At 59.9% G+C, this 18,540-nt stretch carries 16 protein-coding genes and 1 pseudogene; 6 read left to right on the forward strand and 11 right to left on the reverse strand.

Annotation, left to right across the window (positions count from 1 at the left end):
• Positions 1 to 136 precede the first annotated feature (136 nt).
• The 4 genes from phnF to FJW03_RS00820 all read left to right on the forward strand — a co-directional run bounded on the left by phnF (position 137) and on the right by FJW03_RS00820 (position 2,555).
• Positions 137 to 856, forward strand: a complete 720-nt coding sequence (phnF, locus tag FJW03_RS00805) for a phosphonate metabolism transcriptional regulator PhnF (protein WP_140762437.1) — start codon at positions 137 to 139, stop codon at positions 854 to 856.
• A 126-nt stretch (positions 857 to 982) separates the two neighbouring features.
• A complete protein-coding gene (locus FJW03_RS00810; RefSeq protein ID WP_140762439.1) occupies positions 983 to 1,849 on the forward strand; it encodes a TauD/TfdA dioxygenase family protein in 867 nt (288 codons plus the stop codon).
• Positions 1,846 to 2,367: a ribonuclease E activity regulator RraA gene (gene rraA, locus FJW03_RS00815; RefSeq protein ID WP_140762442.1), complete on the forward strand. Its 522-nt coding sequence runs from the start codon at positions 1,846 to 1,848 to the stop codon at positions 2,365 to 2,367. The genes FJW03_RS00810 and rraA overlap by 4 nt, the downstream gene beginning before the upstream one ends.
• Positions 2,368 to 2,375: 8 nt before the next feature.
• Entirely contained in the window at positions 2,376 to 2,555 is a 180-nt protein-coding gene (locus tag FJW03_RS00820; protein WP_140762445.1) for a hypothetical protein, read from the forward strand.
• 404 nt (positions 2,556 to 2,959) lie between these two features.
• On the opposite strand, the gene FJW03_RS00825 is transcribed toward FJW03_RS00820, so the two are convergent.
• Positions 2,960 to 3,583 (reverse strand): Crp/Fnr family transcriptional regulator, encoded by a 624-nt coding sequence (locus FJW03_RS00825; protein ID WP_140762449.1) that lies wholly within the window; start codon positions 3,581 to 3,583, stop codon positions 2,960 to 2,962.
• A 942-nt stretch (positions 3,584 to 4,525) separates the two neighbouring features.
• Between FJW03_RS00825 and FJW03_RS00830 the strand changes: the two genes are divergently transcribed.
• Positions 4,526 to 4,717, forward strand: coding sequence for a hypothetical protein (locus FJW03_RS00830; RefSeq protein WP_140762452.1), 192 nt, complete (start codon positions 4,526 to 4,528; stop codon positions 4,715 to 4,717).
• Positions 4,718 to 5,621: 904 nt separating this feature from the next.
• Here the strand turns inward: FJW03_RS00830 and FJW03_RS00840 are convergent.
• The 9 genes and pseudogenes from FJW03_RS00840 to FJW03_RS00880 form a co-directional block, all read right to left on the reverse strand.
• Positions 5,622 to 6,686 carry a BsuBI/PstI family type II restriction endonuclease gene (locus tag FJW03_RS00840; RefSeq protein WP_140762458.1) on the reverse strand — a complete coding sequence of 355 codons (1,065 nt, stop codon included), beginning with the start codon at positions 6,684 to 6,686 and terminating at the stop codon, positions 5,622 to 5,624.
• A complete protein-coding gene (locus tag FJW03_RS00845) occupies positions 6,683 to 8,398 on the reverse strand; it encodes a class I SAM-dependent DNA methyltransferase (RefSeq protein WP_226890543.1) in 1,716 nt (571 codons plus the stop codon). Before FJW03_RS00845 ends, FJW03_RS00840 begins: the two co-directional genes overlap by 4 nt.
• Before the next feature lie 421 nt (positions 8,399 to 8,819).
• Positions 8,820 to 9,297, reverse strand: a pseudogene (locus FJW03_RS00850) (transposase); the annotation flags it as partial.
• Positions 9,298 to 9,451: 154 nt separating this feature from the next.
• On the reverse strand, positions 9,452 to 10,456 hold the full coding sequence (locus FJW03_RS00855) for an asparaginase (protein ID WP_140762464.1): 1,005 nt from the start codon (positions 10,454 to 10,456) through the stop codon (positions 9,452 to 9,454).
• A complete protein-coding gene (locus FJW03_RS00860; RefSeq protein ID WP_140762467.1) occupies positions 10,450 to 11,958 on the reverse strand; it encodes a lyase family protein in 1,509 nt (502 codons plus the stop codon). Before FJW03_RS00860 ends, FJW03_RS00855 begins: the two co-directional genes overlap by 7 nt.
• A gap of 31 nt (positions 11,959 to 11,989) precedes the next feature.
• Positions 11,990 to 12,739: an amino acid ABC transporter ATP-binding protein gene (locus FJW03_RS00865; RefSeq protein WP_140762470.1), complete on the reverse strand. Its 750-nt coding sequence runs from the start codon at positions 12,737 to 12,739 to the stop codon at positions 11,990 to 11,992.
• A gap of 9 nt (positions 12,740 to 12,748) precedes the next feature.
• The gene (locus FJW03_RS00870) at positions 12,749 to 13,435 is read right to left on the reverse strand and encodes an amino acid ABC transporter permease (RefSeq protein ID WP_140762473.1); all 687 of its coding nucleotides are present in this window, start codon (positions 13,433 to 13,435) and stop codon (positions 12,749 to 12,751) included.
• Positions 13,436 to 13,447: 12 nt separating this feature from the next.
• Positions 13,448 to 14,197, reverse strand: coding sequence for an amino acid ABC transporter permease (locus tag FJW03_RS00875; protein WP_140762476.1), 750 nt, complete (start codon positions 14,195 to 14,197; stop codon positions 13,448 to 13,450).
• Between the two features lie 125 nt (positions 14,198 to 14,322).
• Entirely contained in the window at positions 14,323 to 15,165 is an 843-nt protein-coding gene (locus tag FJW03_RS00880; protein WP_210240581.1) for a transporter substrate-binding domain-containing protein, read from the reverse strand.
• Between the two features lie 229 nt (positions 15,166 to 15,394).
• On the opposite strand from FJW03_RS00880, the gene FJW03_RS00885 reads away from it, so the two are divergent.
• Complete coding sequence (locus FJW03_RS00885) at positions 15,395 to 16,384, forward strand: LysR family transcriptional regulator (protein WP_140762482.1); 990 nt, start codon at positions 15,395 to 15,397, stop codon at positions 16,382 to 16,384.
• A 534-nt stretch (positions 16,385 to 16,918) separates the two neighbouring features.
• Here FJW03_RS00885 and FJW03_RS00890 read toward each other — a convergent pair.
• Positions 16,919 to 18,451 carry a Fic family protein gene (locus FJW03_RS00890; RefSeq protein ID WP_140762513.1) on the reverse strand — a complete coding sequence of 511 codons (1,533 nt, stop codon included), beginning with the start codon at positions 18,449 to 18,451 and terminating at the stop codon, positions 16,919 to 16,921.
• Positions 18,452 to 18,540: the final 89 nt, after the last annotated feature.

The following is an 18,540-nucleotide window of genomic DNA, read 5'->3' on the forward strand; positions in this document are numbered from 1 at the left end:
AGCGGCTAGCTGGAATTTCAAATATAGACAACTATGTTAGTAGGAGAATTGTGTGACGCCTGCATGACCAAAACACGGTCATCCCTTGCTTGACGGCAGCGTTGCGGTGGGCCAGACGAGATGGACGGGGAATGGAATGGCGATCTGGCAAAATATAAGCGACACGCTTGTCGAAGAAATTGAAAAGGGGATTTTGACGCCTGGCGGACGCCTGCCCGGCGATGTCGAGCTCGCCACGCGTTTCGGGGTCAATCGACATACGGTAAGGCGTGCCCTTTCACATCTGCAGGGGCAGGGCCTCGTACGCTCCGAGCGCGGCAGAGGCACGTTCGTCGTCGAGGATGCCATCGCCTATCGATTCGGATCGCAGACCTATTTCGAACAGAACTTGCTCGACAACATGCGCGTGCCGAGCCGGCGTATCCTCTCCACGATCATCTATGGCGCCCCGACGGCCATCGCCTTGCAGTTGCAGATCAAGGCCGGTTCGCCGATCCTGACAGCGGCGATGCTCGGCGAGGCCGACGGCATCCCGGTTCACCTCGCCCGGCTGCATTTTCCCGTCGAGCGGTTTCCGAAAGTGGAAGCAGCCTTTGCCCGCATACCGGTCGGCCAGAGTTCGCAAATTTCGCTATCCGAACTGATTGGCGAACTGGGCGTGAAGAGTTTCCGCCGCAAGACCGCACGGATCAAATGCCGCTTGCCGGATGCGGAAGAGGCCCGTTACCTGAAGATGGCGGCGCAGGACCCGGTTTTCCAGTTGGAGATCCTCAATATCAGCGACAGCGACATGCCGATTTTCTATGGCGTGACGTCCTATTGCGGTAGCCGCGTCGAATTTATCCTCGACTACTGATTTTCCGCTCAGCACCTCCGGACTCCCAACAAAGTCGTATTGACCGCGTTGACAAACATAGTTGTCTATGTTTGAGATCGAAAACGACGACGCCGCTTCCCGCAGGCAACCCAACTGGAGATAAAAGTGCAGACCGCAAAACCTCTTTCCCCCATGCTGGGGGCCGATGTCACAGGGATCGACCTGAACGAGCTCTTGAACGACAATGACAACCGTATCGAACAGATCAAAGGCCTCGTTGCGGCCCACAAGGTGCTGCGTTTCCGCGGCCAGCAGCTCGGCCCCGGCGAGCTCGTTCGGCTCGCGGGCCGTTTCGGACCGATCCGGTCGCTGCGACGCGCCAATTCTGCTGGTACGGTTCACATCCCGGAGCACCCGCAGATCAAGGTGGTGTCGAATGTGTCGCGCGACGGAACGGTCCTCGGCGACGGCGGTTCGTCGGAAAATGCCTGGCATACCGACGGCAGCTATCTCGATACGCCGACGGCGCTGACCTTCCTCTACGGTCGCAAGGCGCCCACCCGCCACCCGCCCAAGACCTATTTCATGGACCTGCAGGCCGTTTACGACAGCCTGCCCAAGGTTCTGTCGGATTTCATCGCCCCCCTCAAGGCCATTCATTATTCAGAATCCTCGTACGCAACGGAATATGCCGCGGACATCCAGGCCTTGCCGGAGGGAGCCGACCGCCGCCATATTGGCCCGAAGCACCCGCTGGTGCGCCGCGACCTGGCGACGGGCCGGCTCTCGCTATTTCCTCCACGCCAGCGTGGATGCCTGATCGAGGGTCTTTCGGCGCAAGAGAGCGAAAAGCTCTCGAACGTTCTGTGGAGCATCATCGAACGGTTCGACAGCTATTGGGGAGACAGCATCGAGCCGGACGACCTGATGCTCTTCGACAATCGATTTTCGCTGCACCGGCGAGAGGCTTTCGATGCACTCGAGGAACGTATTCTCTGGCACGTGACGACCGACGGAGAGCGACCGCAATGACCGCACCCGTCATCCGCTTTCCTTCGGCGACCGCCGATCTTTGCGATCTTTTCGCGGAGCGCGCGCGGATCGTCGATCTGCCGTGGCGGAGCTTCGGCGGCAAAGCCTCTTTTCAGGGGCCTGCCGCCACCTTCGCTGCCCAAGACGATACGGCGCTGATCCGCCGGCTCCTGGAGCAAAAAGGCGAGGGCCGATTGCTGGTGATCGACAATCGGGGCTCGCGGCAGCACGCGGTCTTCGGCGACCACTTCGCCGCGCTGGTGCTGGAGAACGGCTGGGCTGGCGTGATCGTGAATGGCCTGATCCGCGATGCGCAGGCGCTTCATGCCGTCAATGTCGGGTTAGCTGCCCTCGGCACCTGCCCGCGCAAGCCGCGCAAGCAGGGAGCAGGGGAGGGTAACGTCATCCTCGATATTGCAGGAGCCACGATCGCACCGGGAGACTGGGTAGCGGCCGATGCCGATGGTGTCGTGGTGATCGATGCCGCCGAACTGAAACAGATGCATGGCGTCTGCTGAGAGATTCCATGTCCGATCTCTGGCCCGGCGGGCGCCTGGTTTCCGCGTCAGGCCATCAGTTTCTTTTATGTGAGCGGATCGACGCTTCGACCGCCCCGCTCGTGCTTTTTCTGCCGGGCGGCAGTCATCTGGCGCGCATCGCCTACGGTCATCCGTCGGGAGTGCCCGATGATGGATGGAGCAGGTAAGTGAAGAAAATCAAGTAGTTATGAGAGATCGTGTGCAAATAAAGCATACGAAAGTTCTACTTCTCTTCCATCTTCGCTCTCACGAGAGAACCGCCGACGACCCTCTTCAGGCCCGCGGATGTTCGCCGACGTACACGTTTACCTATTTATCCGCCGCAGCGTGGCCAGTGCTTCGTAATTCTGTCGGAAGCCTGGCATGCCGGCATTAATGTTCGGATGGCGCGGATTGCCTGTGCGATGGAAAAGAATCCGGCGCTGCTTCTGGAACGAACATAAGCCTCGGCCGCAACTGTGATGGCGCGCCACGTGCCGGTCATCCAGAGTTTCCTCCCTGAACCCAAACCAACGCGATTTTACAGAGTATTTTTTTTGCGGGCTCCAATCCTATCTCCGATTGCGGACAATCAGCTGGAGGCTGTGCCGAAGTGACGTTGCTCCTCCTCCCCATAGGCTCCGTGTGTGAGTTTTATCATGCCGGCGCGGTCGACAATCGTGATCTCGCCGCGCTTGGCGTGAACCAGTCCCCGATATTCAAGCATTTGCAGGGCTGTTGTTACGCCGGGACGCCGAGCGCCAAGCATGGTCGCCAGAAATTCATGTGTCAGGTAGATTTTTCCCTCAGTCCGATCGTGGACCATCAGCAGCCACCGGGCCAGTCGTTCCTCGATTTTCGAATGTCCGTTCACCAGCGCCGTTCGGGACGACTGCACCAGGAATGCATGGGCATAGCGAAGCAGCGAATCTCGGAGGGTTTGGCTTTGTGCAATTGCGGCGCGAAGGTTTTCAACCGGCAGGCACCAGCCATTGCCGGCGACTTGGATATAGGTTTCGTTGGGAGACTTGTCTTGCCCGAGAATGACCGCGACTCCCGTCATACCTTCTTGGCCGAGGATGCCAACCTCGCTCTGCCGGCCTCCGGTCATCGTGGCGACCACCGACGCGATACCCGTCTCCGGAAAATACACGTGCTCGATAGGCTGATAGGAATCTTCCAGCCGGGCTTTGATGGCCAGTTCGACGTGATGCATCGATGGCTGTAAAAGCGCAAAATCCTCTGGAGATAGAGTTTGCAAAATTGAGGCATGGCTCTTCTCCCCCTAACGGGCAAGAGCGCGTACCTCTTACTGTCAGCCGCATCCGATATGACCGGCGGCCGATGCCAACAGCATAGGCTTGAGGCATGCGATTAGCAATTTGTGGGCTAATAAAGCGCGCGAGACATTGCAACAGGGAGAATGCATCGACGCGCAATTGGCCTGGTCGCCGCCATCCATATGGCGGGCTCACGCCGGACCGCCGCCAAGCTCCGGGAAAGCGGAAGGGTGTCCGTGACGTGTTCGAACCCATTCGCTGCTTCCCGCTAAGTCTTCCGCGCACGCGTTTCGGCAGCCTTCCGAGCCGCGGCCGAGCGACCGATGCGCACTTCGTCTCGCCCGCCTTCTTCGCCGCAGTCGAGCGTCCTTCCGCCTCCCGGTGTGATGCAGCGCTTTTGGTCCGCCGTGAGAGAGCATCACGCGATGCAGTGTTCCTCGGCTCATGCTCAAGGACCTCGGACACAGCCTTGGAGACCTTCGGGCGATGCCTTGGCGTGCGCTCGCCCTGTCCGACCTCGTACTCGTATTCGGCGCCTTGCGTGTACTCTTCTTAACCTTGCCTCTTTTTGGCGGCGGCAGGTCAACCCTAGCGCGACGTGCCTCGGAAAGGCCGATGGCGATCGCCGTCGAGCGCGCATCATGCTCGCTGCGACGAATCTTTTCGATCGCCTCGCGGTATCGAGGCGTCGAGTTAATGACCCGATCGTTCGCAATCGGCGTCCGGACGTGCACCGAAGATCCTGCTTGGAGGCAGCTTGGCTTTGCAAGGGCCAGCCAAGCTTCACGAAATATTTTGTGAGGGAACTGGCTAGCGGCGAAGCCCTTTCCCTTCCGAGGCGACTGATCGTCTCGTATCGGTGGAAACGGAGAAGAAGGATGGTCAATCAAGCCAATCAAGGCGGTACCCATGAGCAGCATGTGAAGGCTGGACAGCAGAGCCACAAGAACATGGATGACAAGCATCGCCAGCAACACGCTGCCGACGAGCGTCAGCAGGGCAGCGGCACGCGTGGTGGCACGCATGAGCAACACGTCAAGGCCGGTGAGCAGAGCCACAAGAACCGCTGACCGGCCAGCCAGATCGATTATGAGCCCGTCTCGGAGGCTTCCGAGGTGGGCTCAGCCGCGGCGAGCGCCGTTAACGCCACGTGTAAAGCGAATGGGAGATGATTTCGATGCCTCGCCCACCCGAATCCGAACCAAACCGAGACGCGCCCATGCCCGCGCCGAGCTGGAAGCCTAAACCGATCAGGGAACCTGATCCGGACCAACTTCCCGACGAAGCGCCGTTGCCCAATCCAGATGAGAGTGAAGGGTCGCCGAAGCATGCTGCCGGTGCTGTCGCCCGTTGTCGCCAGCAGTTCGAAGGTGACCATACGATACCCTGAATAGCTTTTAGAGGACATTGAGCGACAGTTCGCTAAAGCTTCCGACAAATGCGGATCAGTGTCTCGATATCGCTACGCGAGAATTTTCGGCCGCGCTGTTAACCGCGATCAAAGCTGCGTCTGCCACAGCTGCGCAAGGACACGTCAAGGAGGTCTTGGTCCAGGGCCTCGACGGCAAATGGCGGACGGAATGGCCGCTGGGGTGACTGCCGGCACAGCAAAGCTTGCCTGACCCGGAAAAGGGTTGCCGCCGCTCGATGGCCTCAACGGTAAAGTGATCATGCCCAATCCGCCCATGCGCGAGGCCTTTTGGCGCGCCACGACTTCGCAGAAGCCAAGGCCAAGGTCCATGGCCCGGGCAGCAACAAGGCTTGCGCCAGGGTGTTGCACGTTTCTGTTAAGGTCTAGACTAGCATGACAGTGCTGCTGTCCTGGGACATTCTGAGGCAGTAGCCACCAAGGGGGATCGGTTCCAGCAGGAGGAGGTGACATCCTAATGCCAAGAAAACCAGCGGGGACCGAGAAAGCGAAGATGAAACGCGCCATAGTCTTCGACCAGTTGATCGCATAGCCCATGACACAGCCTAAATCAGCCGCGAGCGCTTCCCGTCACTAAGCTCCATCAGATGATCCGGCTCTGCGGAGAACCACGCAAAGCTTCCCCATGCCAGGGAATCCACCGTCTTCTTGAACGAGGGGCGGCTGCGGTCGAGATAGGCGGTCAGGAAGGCGACATGTTCCAGCGGAAATCCCGCGTCGTTCGCTAGGTCCTCCAGGGCTTTTTTCCGCCTGGCATTGATAGGACCATCGGTTGCCACGACCTCCGCGAATACCAAAAGGGGATGCTCGGGCGCCAGGTCCACGAGGATAATGTCGGGAAGATCCTTATCCGCCTTGATCGTCAGCCCAACTGATTTCGCGAGGGCGTCGTCGCGAGAAACAACCTTGTTGCCGCTTTCGCTGACAAACAGAATCGCAGGCTCCCCCATGAAGCGGGGCGCAAAGACCTCGATGACGGCCTTTGTGATTTCCGAACTCGGTCCAGGCTTCATCCGCCGGGTTTCACCGTTGGGGAACGTCACGCTTAGACTGTCGCCGGCCGATCCCGCGCCGCCACGGACAATGGCGATGCGGGCAAGCGCCCCCTTGTTCAAGGTTTTGCTCTGCCAAGCGCCGGTCGCAGAGTCCAGTTTTTCGCCGACCAGATTTGGGTCGAACAACTCGGCGAACCCGGCCTGCAGCGCGTAACGCGGCTTGCTGGAGGTCGTCGGTATATCCTGCCGCTCGATAGCGGCACCCACGACCACGAGGGCCTCCCGAAGGGTTTCGTCCCGGATCGGTTCGCGCGTGGTGTCCTGATACCATTGCGTTCCTGGCGCACGACCTCCGGCCTTCATGACCTGCGAGGCGTACCCCATGCGTTGATCGTCGGAGACCATATCCGCTTGATCATCGCTGAACCGGTAAACATGTTTTGGCCCGAGCCAAATGCCACTTCCCTCGACGGCTCCAATATAGAGGGCCACGAACACCGTACTGGCGGCTAGATCTCGCGTCAGATAGCCGCGATGGGGAGTGCCTTCCGGAAAAATGGCTTTGAGCCTCTCCTGCACGGATTCCCACGAAAGAAGACCTGGCAGGGTGCTCATGCGGCCGATCGGCTCAGGTATAGCATTTCAATGTGCGCGTCGATTTCGGGTTGGCGCGCTTGCCGGTAGACCATTTTTGTCAATTCCGCCAATTCATCAGGAGAAGGAAGAGGTAGCGCCTCAAGCTCGAATGCTGAAACCGCCACGCTGCCGCTGATACAGCGGAACACCCGGTCAACAATCCCCGAATTCAAGACAGCGGCGATGACCGCCGTCGAAACCTTTGGGCTTTTGACGCGCGGCTTGACCATGTTGAGATGGTTTTCGACGATCACGCTGCCGTGCGTCTTGATAAAGTCGGCGGGCAGTTCAGCCGCAATCAACCGGCGTGCCTGCTCCTTGGCGGTGGTGCGCTGCAGCAGGACGCAGGGCTCCGACACTTTCAACCACTCATCTCCGGCCGATGGCCGGAAATGCGGTTCATGGTTCCGCTTGTCCGCCCGGAATATGAAGCGCCCGTCGAAAGTAACGGCTTCGGCCCAAATCACGGGCAAGGTATCTTTGCCGGGCCGATTGCGGAACTGGCCCTTAAATCGGTTCCACACCATCGGACCTGTCGACACCTTGTAACCCCAATCGGATAGCCGCGTCGGCATCCGCTCCAGCGACTTCACCAGTCCCTCATCTGAAGGATTTCTTGGCGCCAACCAAGGATCTGTGCGCTCGCTTGGTAGGCTGAACCCGCCGGCATGCGTGACCTGGGCAGTTCCGTTGACAGACAGATAGTGGACCACCGTCGGCGCCACTTTGGCGCCACGTTTGTACGTGGCCAGCATCGTTTCCTGGAGGACGTCTTCAAATACCCCTTTGCGGGCGGTCACGAAGTCCACCGCCCGCGGCGGCGCTTCCTTGGACAGCAGCCCACGTAGTGCCTTGAAGTACTCGCCCGCGAGGAAACCGGTCGGCGTCACGTAGGCGATGACGCCGCCAACCCGTGTCCAGCGCAGCGCCAAGTCAGTGAAAAGGCCATAGAGATTGGCGTGACCGTAAAGGCTGCGGCCGTAATGCTCCCGTTGCCGTGCTGCAAGCTTGATGCGGCCGTAAGGCGGGTTGCCGACTACCAGATCAAAGCGCTTACCGGAAACCGTCTCGGTCAAGCTGTCGCAGACTTTTACAACGGAAGGGAAGCGACGGCCGGTGGCCTTCAACTCGTCGGCAAAGGCGATCTCCAGCCAGGCTTGGGTCAGCCAAGCCGCGAACGGGTCTATTTCAAAGCCCTGCAAATGGGCGCCGAAGTGCTCGATCAGCTCCGTGGCGCTAGCTTGAGGGAGGGCGCTGCGCATACGCATCGCCACGGGCAGTAGGAACGCCCCGCCGCCGCATGCTGGATCCAGGATTCGTGCGGTCTGCCAGTCGACGCCGGCCTCCTTCGCGAGCTGCAAGAGCCGGTCGGTGAGCGCTGGTGGAGTGTAATAGGCTCCCCAGGCGGTGCGCACTTCCTGGGGCAACATGGCGGTGTAGCAGGCACTCAGCTGATAGCAGGCCTCCTCGATCGGCAGCATGGCAGCGGCTCTGCCCAACGTTTTGGCCAACTCGGTCGCCGAAGTGTCAAGCGAGTAGGTCAATGCGACCGTGAGCGGTGCGATCGGAAGCGACCAGCCGATCACCTCTCCAGAGGCCTCGACATAGGCCTCAACGGTCTTGGCGATGAAAGACCAAGCTGCTGGTTGTCGCCGCCGAATGTCCAACTGATCGCTCCAGGCGCGCGCCATCACCCGTCCGTTTTGCAGGCTCAGGGGGGCATCCGTCACTCCGGCGTACGCTGCGACGGCTTTTCGTGGTCTTCCGACCTGGCGAACCGGAGACCTCATGGAGCACACTTCCTGTGGAACATATCGTGTACACTACCGTGGACTCGGAGATCTGACAACGGGTATCAAAAGGGGACCTGGAAGGGTTTATTGTTGGAGGGTCTAGGTGGATTTCGCATGCTACGCTACCACGATTCGGGCAAGGGCTGACGGTGGCGTCCGGCGGCGAAAAGCTCCAGCAAGCAAATTTACGCGCGTTCGTCCCTTCCGAAGACAGTCTCAGCCCGGTGGCAATGATAACCGCGATTGCATCCATTGCGGCCGAGGATTCGGGTTTGATCGGCTGGATCTTGATGACCGGCTCGCTGGGCTTTCGATGCGGGCTTTGGAGCTTGGCGCGGTGCTCCTGGGGAAGGTCACGTAGGCCAGCACATCGGGCTCGGCGTCGTCCATGATGGTGGCGAGCTTGGGCATCTTGGGCTGGATCTGGTCGGCGACGCCATTGGGGGCTGGCGGCCTCCGGCGTTTCCTGGGCGAAGGTGGTGGCGATGAAGGCCGAGACGACACGGCGCCCGCTCTTTCGGGCATGGGCCAGCACGTTCCTCATGAAGTGGACTCGGGCAGCGTTGCCAATTCGCGCACAGCACCTTGGTGACGACTGCCTTGATGCCCTCGTGCGCGTCGGAGATGACGAGCTTGACGCCTCTGAGGCCACGTCGGGTGAGCTTGCGCAGGAACTCGGTCCAGATCGGCTCGGCCTCGGAGGCGCCGATCTCCATGCCCAGCACCTCGCGCCGGCCGTCAGTGTCGACCCCGACGGCAATGATGACGCCGACCGAGACGACGCGCCCTTGCTCCTGTTCTCGAGATTGCGCTTCAACAGCCGCAATCCTTCAAAACAGAAGCGTCACCTGCAAACCGATCCGCCAAATGCCGCGTTCGCGGCTTGGTTCAATCCTTAAAACGCTCGCAGCGGCTTGGACCCTGCCCGACAGAAATGATGCGTGGCTAATGTCAATATGTAGCGAATATCCTCTTAAGTTTGGCTTGGTCTTGCGTCCTTGCAAGCGCGAGGCCAAGCAGAATTCGCGCCTTCTGTGGCGGCAGGTTATCCGCCGCAAATATCCCCATCGAGCGATGCCTGGCGCTGTCCAGTGCCCCGCCGCTTCCGACGCGAGATGATTGTAGGGCCACGACACCCTTCGAAATTGCTTCCTTAAGTGCCGTGACTTCCCCTGGAGTGCCCATACCCGGCCCGAAGCCGGCAAGCACGATGCCTTTCGCGCCGGCAGCCGTGAAGGCGCGGATTGCCGTTCCGTCCGAACCCGCGTAGCTGTAAGCGACGTCGACGCGCGGCATTGCCTCGATGTCTGCAATCGAAAACTCACTCTTGACGGTATGCAATCGCTCCGTTCGGCGATAGTAGCGAACCATCTCGCCGTCGACTTGACCGAGCATGCCAAAATCCGCGGATTGAAAGGCATGCAAGCGGAAAGTCGACCGTTTGCTCACGTCTCGTGCCGCATGGATTTCGTCATTCAATACGACCAGCACGCCGCGGCCGTTTGAATCGGGCGACGCTGCAACCCTGATCGCGCTCACCAGGTTCGCCTGCGCATCCGACGACATTCCATTCAGCGGCCGCTGCGACCCAACGACAACCACGGGAATTTTCAGCTTAAGCGTCAGCGAGAGGCAGTAGGCGGTTTCCTCCAGCGTTGCGGTGCCGTGGCCGATGACAATGCCAGCGAGCTTTGGGTTGTTTTCGGCGAGCCTGGCGCAGAGCAACGCCAGATCCCGCCAATCGTCGGATGTTACTGCGGTGCTCTCGATGTTCTTGAAACGAACAGGCGTTACGAAAGCCAAACCGCCCAACGTCGGCAGCGCCGCGATGATGTCGTCGGCATGCAGTCTATTGTCGTTGCTTCCGTAATCCAGGACATCGAAAGCATCCCTGCCGATTGAGGCGATGGTGCCACCGGTTCCGACGAATGCCACCTCGGGTACTGTTGTTACCATGTGCTGCCGGTGGTTCCGTCGGAAGAGTCGCCGAGCGCGTGTTGCTGCGCCAGGAGGCGATATTTCTGGATCACCGTTTGATAGCGCAAAGGATCGGCAAAAAGCGAGACCTCAAAAAGCTCCTCCGCCTCTTGCCATGACAGAAGGGCCATCTGAACCGCCGCATCCTTAATTCTGAGCCCCCGCTGGGCGGCGAATCGCGCCACCGATCCGGCCTTCGGATAGTCGAAGATCGCCGCGATCGCCGTGGACAATGCCAGCGATCCCTCTGCAGCATCGCGGCATGTCGCCTCGTTGGCCGTCAGCCCGGCGATGCACTTCGAAATGAGCAAAGGGATCGTCCGGTCGAGCAACACGATCGACTCGGTAACGGCGTTCAGGATGATCGACTCCCAAACATTGAGGTCGAGTTCGCCTTCGCAGGCGCGCGTGACGGTGGCGTCGTTGCCGAGGACGCGGAAATGGACCTGGATAGCCATCTCCGGAATGACCGGGTTGATCTTGCCGGGCATGATCGAAGAGCCGGGCTGCACCGCAGGCAGCGTGATCTCGGAAAAGCCGGCGCGCGGACCCGATGACATCAGCCGCAGATCGGCGCACATCTTCGCAATCGATAGTGCCAGCGATTTCAGCGCGCCGGAGATCGATACCCATTGGTCGGCATTCTGCAGCCCGTCGAAGAAGTTCTCGTCCGGCTTCAACGCGAGGCCGGTAATGCGGCCGAGCTCGGCGTACACCCTCGTCTTGTAGCCGGCGAGCGCGCCGAATTCGGTGCCGACGGCGGTCGCGCCGAGTGGCAGGCGCAGGCACTTCTTCCTCATGATCCCCAGTTCGTGCAGGGCGCGTTGGAAGCCATGCCGGTAGCCCGACAACTGCTGGCCGAGAGTGATCGGTAACGCATCCTGAAAACAGGTTCGCGAGAGTTTTATCACACCGGCGAACTCGGCCTCCTTGACGACCAGCGCCTCAATCAGGCCGGACACGGTGCCCTCAAGCTGTGTCAACAATCCGTGCACGGCGAGTTTCATGGCCGATGGGATGACGTCGTTGGTCGATTGCGCCATGTTCACATCCGTATTGGGATGCACGCGGTCATAACCCTTGCGGCCCGTCAGCGCCTCGTTGGCCCGGTTCGCCAGAACCTCATTGACGTTCATGTTGGCGGCCGTGCCGCCGCCGCCATGGTAGATGTCGACGCAGAATTCCGACTGCTCGAAGTTTTCCAGACAATGGTCGCCGGCCGCGACAATCGCCTCGGCGATCTCCTTGGGCAGCCCACCAGCCGCCAGATTGGCCAGCGCGGCTGCCTGTTTGATGCGGATAACGCTCTCTGTGAAGCCTGGAATGTCGGCGATCGTCCTGCCCGAGATCGAAAAGTTCTCTCGCGCGCGCACCGTCTGGATGCCGTAATAGTGGGCGTTGTCGATGGGTCGGCTGCCCAATGCGTCCGTCTCAATGCGCTGGCCGGCGCTGCTTGCCGACCCGGGCGAAGTCTCGTTCATGTCGATTTCCTTGGCCTGGATAGAGGCAACTTCAGAGGACTTTATCCAAGAACTCTTTGGTCCGTGGATCCTGTGGATTGGCAAAAAATGCCTTTGGCTCGCCGTGTTCGACGATTACTCCCTTGTCGGTGAAATAGATGTGGTTGGCTGCCTCGCGCGCAAACCGCATCTCGTGGGTCACCAGGATGCAGGTCATGCCGTCCTCTGCGACCTTCCGAACGGCGCTGAGCACTTCCTTGACCATTTCGGGATCGAGTGCCGCCGTCACTTCGTCGAACAAGATCACTTCCGGCTGCATGCAAAGTGCGCGGGCAATCGCCACGCGCTGCTGCTGCCCGCCCGACAGTTCGCCCGGATAGGAGAGCGCCTTCTCCGGCAGCCGCATTCCGCCAAGCAGGTTGCGCGCCCGTTCCTCGACTTCCTTGCGCGGTTCCTTGAGCACCTGGATCGGCGCCATGGCGACGTTTTCCAGCACCGTCTTGTGAGGAAACAGATTGTACTGCTGGAACACCATGCCTACACGGTGCCTGAGCGCCACCTTGTCGACATTGGGATCAGTGACCGTGATGTCGCCGACCTGAATGGCGCCTTGATCGACCGGCGTCAGGCCGTTGATGGTCCTAAGGATCGTCGACTTGCCGGAACCGGAGGGGCCGATGATGGCAGCCACCTCACCCTTGGCGACACTGAGATCGACGCCGCGCAACACCTGAAAGCTTCCGAAGGCCTTGCGCACACCCCTCAAGGAGACCAGTGCGCGATCTTCACTCGCAGTTCGCATGGGAATTCCTCAGACGGTTCGGAAGCGCCGCTCGAGTGCGCTGCTGATGCGGGAAATCGGATAGGTGTAGAGAAAAAACATCACCAGCAGGGTGGCGTACATCGGGATCAGGAAGCCGCCCTGCGCCTCGGACTGGACCGCCGCCTGGGTGCGCGACAGCGCTTCCTCTACGCCTACGATCGATGCCAGCGGCGTCGCCGTGATAAGCAGCGCGTAAAGGTTCATCCACGGTGGCAGCATGCGCGTAATGCATTGCGGCAGGATGATGCGGAACAGCGTGACGGGCCTGGAATAGCCAAGTGCTTCGGCCGCCTCCCACTGCCCCCTTGGCACAGAGCCGATCGCGCCGCGCACAATCTCTGAAAAGTTGGCTGCCACCGGCACGCTGAAGCCAATCGTTGCGCGCAGCCAGCTCGGCACTTCGTGGGTCATGCCGGAAATGGTGATCGAATAGGGCATCAGGAAGATGCAGTAAAACAGCAACACCAGCCACGGTGCGTTGCGGAACAGTTGGGTGGCGAGGCGCGAGACACCGCCGATCAGACGAGCGTGCGAGATCTGGCCAAGCCCCAGGAACACACCTGCTGTCGTACCAAGCGCGATGGCCAGAATGCTCATAAGGATATTGAGCCCAAAACCCCAGAGCACGAAGGGAAGCCAGCGAAGGATATCGGTGAAGATGGAAGTTTCGGACATGGCGCGCTCCGTTCAGTTCGCGCCGAAGCCGGGCAGGCGCATCGCCGCCTGCACAAAGCCGATCAGCCAGACCACGATTCCGGTCAGTAGAAGATAGATGGCCAGCATGACGTTCATCATCTCGAAGGTATTGAGAGAGTCCGACCAGATCTGGTTGGACACGTAAAGCAGTTCCGCCACGCCGATCGCATAGGCGACGGTCGTCGACTTAGTGAGATCGACCAGATTGTTGGCGAGCGAAGCGAAGGAGAAGCGCAGCCCGAGCGGCGCCACGACATAGCGAAACGCCTTGAAGCGCGAATAGCCGAGCGCAAGCGCGGCTTCTTCGTACGAACCGTGCACGGCACCGATCCCGGAGCGGAAGGTTTCGATGTTGAAGGCGCCGGCGTAGAGCGAGAGCGCTATCACTGCCCAGGTGAAATTTCCAATCATTGGCACGGGCAGGCCGATGCCGTTCTGTCCGACCGGCATCAGGCTGCCGACCGCGAAATAGAAGAAATACATTTGCACTAAGAGCGGCGTGTTGCGGACTACAGCCACATAACCGCGCACCAGCATTGCCGCCGGTCCGCTAGATAGAGCCAGCACGGCAGCTCCGGCGCCACCGATCAGCACACTGAGGAATGTGCAGATGAGCACTAAAGCGCAGGTAGTCACGAGCCCAGACACGAAGCGTTGGAAATCGAAGGCATCATAGAGGATCGTCAGGTTGATGCCGGACGCCTTCAGGTTGAGCGCGAACTGATGGATTAGATCGAGCATTGCCCGCTCCCGCGATGAGGTACCCGGTTTCCGTCACGGGAACCGCGTAACATTTGATAAGAGCACGATTGCCAACAGGGACATGGTTTTCTGAAGGGGCGCGTGTGTTCGAAACGGCTGCCGGTTCACTCTGCGGACAGATGGTCCTTCAGCGCCTCGTGCATTTTGCGCAGATAGGCGGATTCCGCGATACCGTTGGCCTTTTCCAGTTCAAGAAGCTTTCCGGAACGGTGCCAGTTGGCGATAGCGCCGGCGACCAGAACGCCCCACGGCTTGTCGAGATCGGTCAGCCGGACGGCAATGCCCCACGGCGCATCGTCCTGGGTCGGCAGCGGCATGTGATAATCCGCCCATTTTGGGTCGGCGAGTTGCACGTTGATCAGATTGTCGTCGGACAGGACGCCGATGCAGCGGCCCTGCCGCAAGGCGCTGTCGACCTCCGCAGTGCCGGCAAAGGCCAACAGCTCGATCTTGAACTTCTCTTGCGCCGGTTTGTTGTACCAGGCGCCCTGGATGGCGCAGATGGTCTGGCCGGCCATTTCTTCCCACTTCGTTGCCGTCACTTTCTTCGGCAGCAAGATGTTGTAGCCCGACGAGTAGTAGTTCGGATGGACGAAGCCGACCACCCGTCGGCGTTCGGCGGTATCGGTCGCCGAGGCGATCATCACGTCGATCTGGCCCTGGGCGAGGAATTCGAAGCGATTGGCAGAGTTGACCTTGACGATCTCTACCTGGGCACCGAGGAGCTGGCCGAGCGCATTGGCTAAGTCGACTTCCATTCCCACGAAGTTGCCGTCCGCCGCCCGATAGGACCACGGTTTGTAGTCATCCTTGGTGCCGACCTTTAGGACCTTCGTCGCCTCGATCTTGCACAAAGTATCGTCGCCACAGCCGAGCGTCTCGGCGTGCGCGACGGCCGTGCCAAGCCCAAGAGCCAGGCCGAATATGAGCGTCTTGAAACCGTACATCATCATCTCCGTTCCTGAGTGTTCAATACCCTGCGGCCTCTACGAAGCGATGGCTTCGCGGGCGACTTCTTGTTCTGATTGTTGTTCTTGAAAGCCTCATTCCGTTGCCATCTCGGATCGGCGTTCGCAGACAGGGATGACGCCATTAGCGGCTGGCCGCAATCGCTTTCTAGACTAAGTAGCGAGATTAATGAAGAATATGACCCCAGTTGATAGTGGGAGAATTCTTATGAGGGGCAGCATCGACCTACGGACTCTCGAAATCGCTGCGGCAGCGATTGAGAGTGGCAGCATGAGCACGGCCGGCTCACGCTTTGGTCTGACCCAGTCCGCCGTATCCCAAGCCGTGGGCCGCGCCGAGAAGGAGATCGGCGCCAAGCTGCTGCATCGCAACCGCCGGCCGTTGGTTCCGACTTCCGCGGGCAGTGTGCTGGCTGTCCAAATCCGAGAGGTCGTTCAACGGGTCAGCCGAGTGGTTGACACGGTGCGGTCGGCGGCAGCAATGCCTGAGCGCCTTGACCTGCGGCTCGGTCTGGTCGATTCCTTTGCCGGCACTATCGGAGCCTATCTGGTCAAGGAACTGGTGGATGGCGCGCTAGCTCTGCAGCTGACAGCGTGGTCGGGGCTGGCGTTCTCTCACACAGAGGCACTGATGCGCCACGCCATCGACGCTGCCGTCACCTCGGACCCAATGGAGGGCCTCGACGATGTCGTTCGCTATCCGCTGTTTCGCGAACCCTATCTCCTGTTGGTCCCGAAAGACCTAGGTCCTGATTGCCGGGACCACGATCTGCGCGAAATTCTTTCGCGCCATCACCTCATACGACATAGTGCGCGCTCGCATAGCGGCACTCATGTTGAGCGGCATCTGCGTCGGCTCGGCCTGGAACCGCCGCGAATGCTCGAATTTGACACCTCCGACTCGCTCGTCGCGATGGTAGCGACTGGCGTCGGTGTTGCCATAACGACGCCGCTGTGCTTGCTCCAGGGCGCTGCCTACATCGACGGTGTCGAGGTGATGCCGCTTCCGGGACCGGGATTTTCCCGCGAGTTGACGTTCGTCACCCGCAGCGAGGAATTTGTGACACTCGGACCGCGTATTGCGGAACTCGCTCGAAACATTGTCAAAGTGAGGGCGTTGCCACGGTTTCTAAAGCTTGCCCCTTGGCTTGAGCCCAAGATGGAATGGATGGCATTAAGATCTGACAGCAATCCCTGAACAGGTCGATCGTACGTTACCTGGCTGTGGGTGCGAAGATTTTTAAAGTGGCGCGAGCCATCGATTTGTTACACGAATGTGAACAAGCATTGAAACGGGTGAAGTCAAACGCCTACTTGTACATCGCACAAGTGAGCCGCACAATTTGCACTTCATTTCTGGACGATGACTCCACGCATCCGAGCTTCAGACCCCAGTTGTCTGAAACCAAGGTCGGCTGCTGGCCTTCACATGGGATATGCCGCTGCCAAAGCCCATTAGGTGCAAGCGTTGCAAGATCTCATCCGAACCTGTCAGTGTCGAACTTCGTGTGGGCACCTTCAGAGCGCGGTCATAGCAACGCGCTGTGTGGTGGAGCGGATCTATCAATGCTTTGACTTCGGCGAGCCAGGTCTGCGGGCCATGAACCTATCGATCTCAACCTCGGACGGTTGACTGTATTCTTTGAATCGGTGGATCGTTGAAGTGTAGGGCGGAGTTTCCCACCACTCGTCGCTCCCGGAAACAAGCAAGTTAAACATTCCGTACCCCGCCTCACGCCGCCTTTTCCATGGACCATCGCACGCGTTCGGCGAGGAAGGCGGCAAATGTCTTCACATTCATATTGCCGCTCGCCTCTTCCAGCCCTGCCAGATAAGCCTTCCGGTCTTCTACTCTCACGACCGTCCAGGGATAGCCGCCCGACGCCAGCATCGCGTTCATCAGGAATCTCGCCATGCGCCCGTTGCCGTCCGGATAGGGGTGCACATATCCCAGAAGCCAGTGCCCCAGCACGGCACGCACCGACGCCTCCTGTTCCGCTGCCAGCAGGTCGAATAGTTCATTCATGCCATCAGCCACCACTTCAGCACGCGGCGGCACGTGCTGCGAGCCGCGCAGATACACAGGGTGGTTGCGATATCCCGCAAGCGCGCTGGCCTTGAGAATGCCGGCCGTCACTGATGGCGCGAACAGCTCCCGGTACCACTCCCTGTGGGCTCCCCGCGTCAGCGCGCCGGCCGGCTTGCCGTCAATGATCGCGGCGACCGAGTCCTTGACCTTCTGGAATGCGAGGTAGTAGCCGCGCGCGGCGAGGGCATCCCGGTTCTTGCGATCCTCTTCATCAATCTCCGGATTCCAGCTCCCCTCGCGCACCCGGTCGATGAGCTCCGGGGTGACGCTGTAGCCTTCTATCGACAGCGAATGGTACGCATCGCTCTCATAGATATCCTCTACGAACTTCATATAGGCGTCTTTGTCCGAAGGCAGTCCCGGCGCCTTCGGGAATATCTCAATCACGGCTTCGCGCTGCGATTCCCATATCGCGCGCAAGCGGGCGACCAGAGGGGGAACGCCGGTCGCAATGCCGGTCACGCCCGTCTGCCCGGCGAAGGGGTCTGACTCGCGAACGTCATACCCCGCCGCTTTGAAGGTCGCCAATATCTCGTCAGCAAAGGCGCCGCGCCCTACGCGGCGGAATGCACCCGCAAGCCGCCCCGCCACGGCAGAATGGCCGCCATCCAGCAGCAGGGCCAGCACGGTGGAGACGTCGCGCACGGACGCCATGGCGACCTGCATCTCGATAGGCGCACGCTGGAAGAACGCTTCCGGCACCCGGATAAGGGCGGCCTCGACGGTGAACACACGCTGGCCGTTTTTCTCAGTCAGCTCAGCCGGCATCTCCTTGACCTTGAGATCATAAAGCGAAGTGCCGAACAGCAGGTCGATTTTGTTGTTCGTCCCTTTTGGGGTGTTGACCACCACCTGCGGCGGAATGGTCGGCGCTTCCGCGTGCAGAAGCAGCGACTGCTCTGGTGACAGGAACCAATCCTTGCCAAACCTCTCATTGCAGTACAGGGAGCAAAATTCCCAGAAGCTTGCGTACCAGGGGGTGGTGTCCTGTTGCTGCGCCTGGGGGCCAGTCGACATGACCCACCCTTTGATCAGATCGCGCAGAAAGCCGTTCTGGAGCAGGCGCTCACGGTGAACGCGGGTCAGTTCGTCCGACTTGAATATGCGTCGCCCGCCCTCTTGGAGCTCTTTGAGGATAGCTAGGGACTCAGCGAGTTTTTCCCGGGGCTGGGCCATGGTGCCTTGCAAGTTTTTAATGCCGTTCGATCACAAGTCTATAATGTCGAACTCTTACAAGTCAATGATGTCGTAAAAAGATAAGTTTT

This window comes from Mesorhizobium sp. B4-1-4, from assembly GCF_006439395.2.
Taxonomy (GTDB): domain Bacteria; phylum Pseudomonadota; class Alphaproteobacteria; order Rhizobiales; family Rhizobiaceae; genus Mesorhizobium.